The following is a 3,652-nucleotide window of genomic DNA, read 5'->3' on the forward strand; positions in this document are numbered from 1 at the left end:
GGCGCGCGCACCGCGCCGCGCACCCGCAAGGCGCGGCTGCGGGTGGCCAAGGCCGACCCGTGGTCGGTGATGAAGGTCAGCTTCCTGCTCTCCATCGCGCTGGGCATCTGCACGGTCGTGGCGTCCGCGGTGCTGTGGATGGTCATGGACGCGATGGGGGTCTTCTCGACGGTCGGCGGCACGATCTCGGAGGCGACCGGCTCGAACGAGTCGAACGGCTTCGACCTGCAGTCCTTCCTGTCCCTCCCGCATGTCCTGACGTTCTCGGGGATCATCGCGGTCATCGACGTCGTCCTCGCCACCGCCCTCGCGACCCTCGGCGCCTTCATCTACAACCTCTCCGCGGGCTTCGTCGGCGGCATCGAGCTCACGCTCGCCGAGGACGAGTGAGAAGTCGGGGAAACGGGGGTTGAAACCTCCGTCGGCGGTCCTGTGACTATCGATTTTGGGACTGCCCGTGTCGTGCGCTAATCTTCAGGAGTCAGCGCGCGGGACACACTCCGCACAGCGCGGCGGGGCTATAGCTCAGTTGGTTAGAGCGCATCCCTGATAAGGATGAGGCCACAGGTTCAAATCCTGTTAGCCCCACCAGCACGAAGACCCCCAACCGGTCATGGTTGGGGGTTTTTGGCGTCTACGGCCGACACCGACACCTCTCGCTCCTGGTGGATCCGCACGGTGTACTGCGTCGCGGCGCGGTGCAGTGAGGTCACGCCGACGAAGACGAGGACCGGTTCCACCGGGACGGGGAAGCCGCAGTGCCGCTCCAACACGCCCTGGACGTAGGTCGCCTCCGCCTTGCTCGCCCTGGCATACGGGGTCGGCCGGCCCCCGTTGACCTTGGCCACGGTGTCGCCCACCCAGACCGAGGCGCCCTGGTGGCACTTGGTGTTGATGCTGAACACTCCGCCGGGGCCGATCAGCAAGTGGTCGATGTCACCACCGTTGCTCTTGGGTACGCCGTGCAGGATGCGCCAGTCACGAGGGGAGAGACGCGCCAACTCCCGGCCCACCCGCCGTTCCCCTTCGAGGCCGGCGTACCAGCTGCCCTACTCCGAGGGGCGTCTCAGCACCCTCTATTGGCCTGGGAACAGTCCCTCGTTCGCGCTGGGAGAATTACGCGGCCGGGCCCGCTGTCCCCCCGGAGGCGTACTTCACCGGCCTCAAATGAAGCTCGTCAGTTTGCCGAGGTCGTAGCCGACGGCCGGCAGCAGTGAAAGACCCCCGGCCGCGACGGGCCGGGGGTCTTCAGGGTCTTCTCTGAAGCGTTGTACGCAAGTTCGCCGCTGTGTCAGAGATGTCGGGGCGGTGGGTGGATGAGGTGGCGCGTGCCGGGCGTCAGTGCTGGAGGGGGGCCGCCAGGAGTGCCGTCTGCTCGGTGTGGTCCGGCTCGACGGAGTCGGCGGTGTCCGTGGCCTCGTCCGTGTCCGCCGGCGGGCGGTGGCGGCAGCTGGGGGACTTGCCGTGGGCCTCGGCCCGGATGCGCTGCTTCATCGTGGGGGGCAGGGACCTGGTGAAGGACCAGGGGGAGATCGTCGGTGCCGCCGGCTGCGCGGTGGCGCTGGTGCCGGTCGCCTCGGCCTGGGGCGTCGCCGCGCTGGCGGCCGTCGCGGTGATCGTGATGAGTCCGAGCGCGGTGCACAGAGCGATGAAGGCGGTGACGAAGGCGGTCCACAGCTTCATGACCTTGATCTGGGTCATGGCCCCTCACTTTCAGGTTGGGCGATTTGCGTACTTTCCTCATGATGTGTATGGGGGCCGCGAAGTGTGGGACCGGCGCCCGTGGCGCGTCGATGTTCTGATGAACACCACTCGGATGGGTGCAAGAGCACCGAAAAGTGAAGGAACAGGAGGGATAGGGGCCAAATTAACGGTCCGTGGAGATGTGATCACCCTCCGATCGGAGCGGTTCCATCCGCTTCTACTGCGCTGTCCCGGGCGGGAGTTGGCCGCGGAGGCAGGTCACCGATCGGTATCGGTCGGTGTGTATAGTCGGGCGACAGAGGTCCCCTACGTCAAAGAAAGACGAGGTCGCGCGGTGAAGAAGCTTCTCCTGGTCGCACTGGCCGCCATCGGCGGGCTCCTCGTGTACCGCCAGATCCAGGCGGATCGCGCCGAGCAGGATCTGTGGACGGAGGCGACCGACTCCGTGCCCACGGGTTCGTGAGTACCGAGATCCAGTTCTGAGCACGCCCCGACCGCCTGGCGGTCGGGGCTTTGTGTTGCGCCTGCGCGCGAACGCGGTTACGTCCCCCACGACCCGGGCGTTTCGGACGCTCGGACGAATTGCCGGGATGCCACGCGCGCGTGCGGGGCAGGATGGGCCACGTCCGGAGCAACGACGAGGGGTGGCGCGTGATGGGGCGGCGGCGTACGGCGTGGTGGCGGACGCGAGCGCAGGGCGGCCGTAAGCCCGTTGCCGGGGCGGCCGTACGACCCGTCGGAGTTGCGCGACGCCTCGGTGTCGTACGACGGGTCGGTGTCGTCGTCGCCGTGCTGTGTGCGACCGCGGCCCTGGCCGGACAGCCCGCCACCGCGGTCGGGGCGTCGGGCTCCTACGGCTACGACAAGGGCGACCGGGTCGTCAACGGCGTGACCGGTACGGGCGACGTCGTAGGCCTGAAATCCGGTGGGACGTACCGGAGTTCCCTTCCGAAGGGCGCCGCCTTCTACTACGGCCTCACTCTCGACGCCGTGTCCGACGTCTATGTCTCCGTCACCGCCGTGCCCCCGGTCGGCACCACGGTCGCCGCCACCGACGGGATCAGGGTGTCGCTGCGGAACTCCGCGGGCACCGGCTGCACCCACGAGAGCGCCACCTTCGGCGCCAGCAGGAGCCCGCACCCCGTGGCCGCCTGGGCCGCGCGGGAGACGGGCAGGGCGCTGTGCAAGGGGGGCGGGCAGTACTACCTAATCGTCGAACGCGTCGACGCGTCGGGTTCCTCGCCGGACACCTGGGGTCTGGAACTCACCGTGGTGTCGGAACCGTCACTCGACCGGGCCGGCACGTCCGACGCGCCCCAGGACTGGAACTCCGCGTCGCCCGAGCCCGTCACGGGGGAGGCCCGGAGTCGTGCGGGCGGCTCGGGGTTCGCCGGGGCGGTGGCCGTCGGACAGGGCGTGTGGCGGGGCGACATCACACCCGGCGGGACCCTCTTCTACAAGGTGCCGGTCGACTGGGGCCAGCAGCTCTCGGTCACCGCGGACCTGGAGGCCTCGGACGCCGGCAGCGGCTATGTGAGCCGTGCGCTGGACCTGGCGCTCTACAACCCCGTGCGCGCCTCCGTCGACGAGGCGGGCGTCGGCTATCAGGGCAGTCCGAGATCGGCCGCCCTCGAAGCCCTGCCGCCCGTCGAGTACCGCAACCGCTACTTCGTCGTCGACCACCAGAGCGGGATGCGCTTCGCCGGGTCGTACTACCTCGTCGTGCACCTCGCCGCGCAGGTGGCCGACGACTTCGGCCAGGGGCCGTTCCCGGTGACGCTGCACGTGCGCGTCGCCGGCACCGCGCACTCGGGGCCCGGGTACGCGGGGCGGTCCGAACCCCGGAACGTCTTCGACGTCACCTCGCAGGACCGCGCGGCGGCCGTGACGGGGAGCGGCGGGGGAGGCGACACCGCGATGAAGGTGCTCGCGGTGGCCGGGATCGGCG

At 69.4% G+C, this 3,652-nt stretch carries 4 protein-coding genes, 1 tRNA gene and 1 pseudogene; 4 read left to right on the plus strand and 2 right to left on the minus strand.

The window, feature by feature from the left end; genetic code table 11:
* On the plus strand, positions 1–390 hold a 390-nt coding region (locus tag R6V09_RS48490), incomplete at its 5' end, for a DUF3566 domain-containing protein (RefSeq protein ID WP_317887829.1).
* Positions 391–514: 124 nt separating this feature from the next.
* A tRNA-Ile gene (locus R6V09_RS48495) sits at positions 515–591 on the plus strand.
* A 20-nt stretch (positions 592–611) separates the two neighbouring features.
* Here the strand turns inward: R6V09_RS48495 and R6V09_RS48500 are convergent.
* Together R6V09_RS48500 and R6V09_RS48505 are read right to left on the minus strand one after the other, a co-directional pair.
* Positions 612–1,022: pseudogene (locus R6V09_RS48500) on the minus strand (nuclease-related domain-containing protein); the annotation flags it as partial.
* Between the two features lie 316 nt (positions 1,023–1,338).
* Entirely contained in the window at positions 1,339–1,701 is a 363-nt protein-coding gene (locus R6V09_RS48505; RefSeq protein WP_317887830.1) for a DUF6344 domain-containing protein, read from the minus strand.
* A 337-nt stretch (positions 1,702–2,038) separates the two neighbouring features.
* On the opposite strand from R6V09_RS48505, the gene R6V09_RS48510 reads away from it, so the two are divergent.
* Together R6V09_RS48510 and R6V09_RS48515 are read left to right on the plus strand one after the other, a co-directional pair.
* Positions 2,039–2,167, plus strand: coding sequence for a DLW-39 family protein (locus R6V09_RS48510; protein ID WP_003999697.1), 129 nt, complete (start codon positions 2,039–2,041; stop codon positions 2,165–2,167).
* Positions 2,168–2,307: 140 nt separating this feature from the next.
* A partial coding sequence (locus R6V09_RS48515) for a hypothetical protein (protein ID WP_317887831.1) occupies positions 2,308–3,652 on the plus strand: 1,345 nt, incomplete at its 3' end.

The organism is Streptomyces sp. W16, assembly GCF_033194735.1.
Taxonomy (GTDB): domain Bacteria; phylum Actinomycetota; class Actinomycetes; order Streptomycetales; family Streptomycetaceae; genus Streptomyces.

Bases quoted from the DNA above. Each gene is read 5' to 3' on its own strand.
- R6V09_RS48505 (WP_317887830.1), bottom strand. From the start codon at position 1,701: ATGACCCAGATCAAGGTCATGAAGCTGTGGACCGCCTTCGTCACCGCC.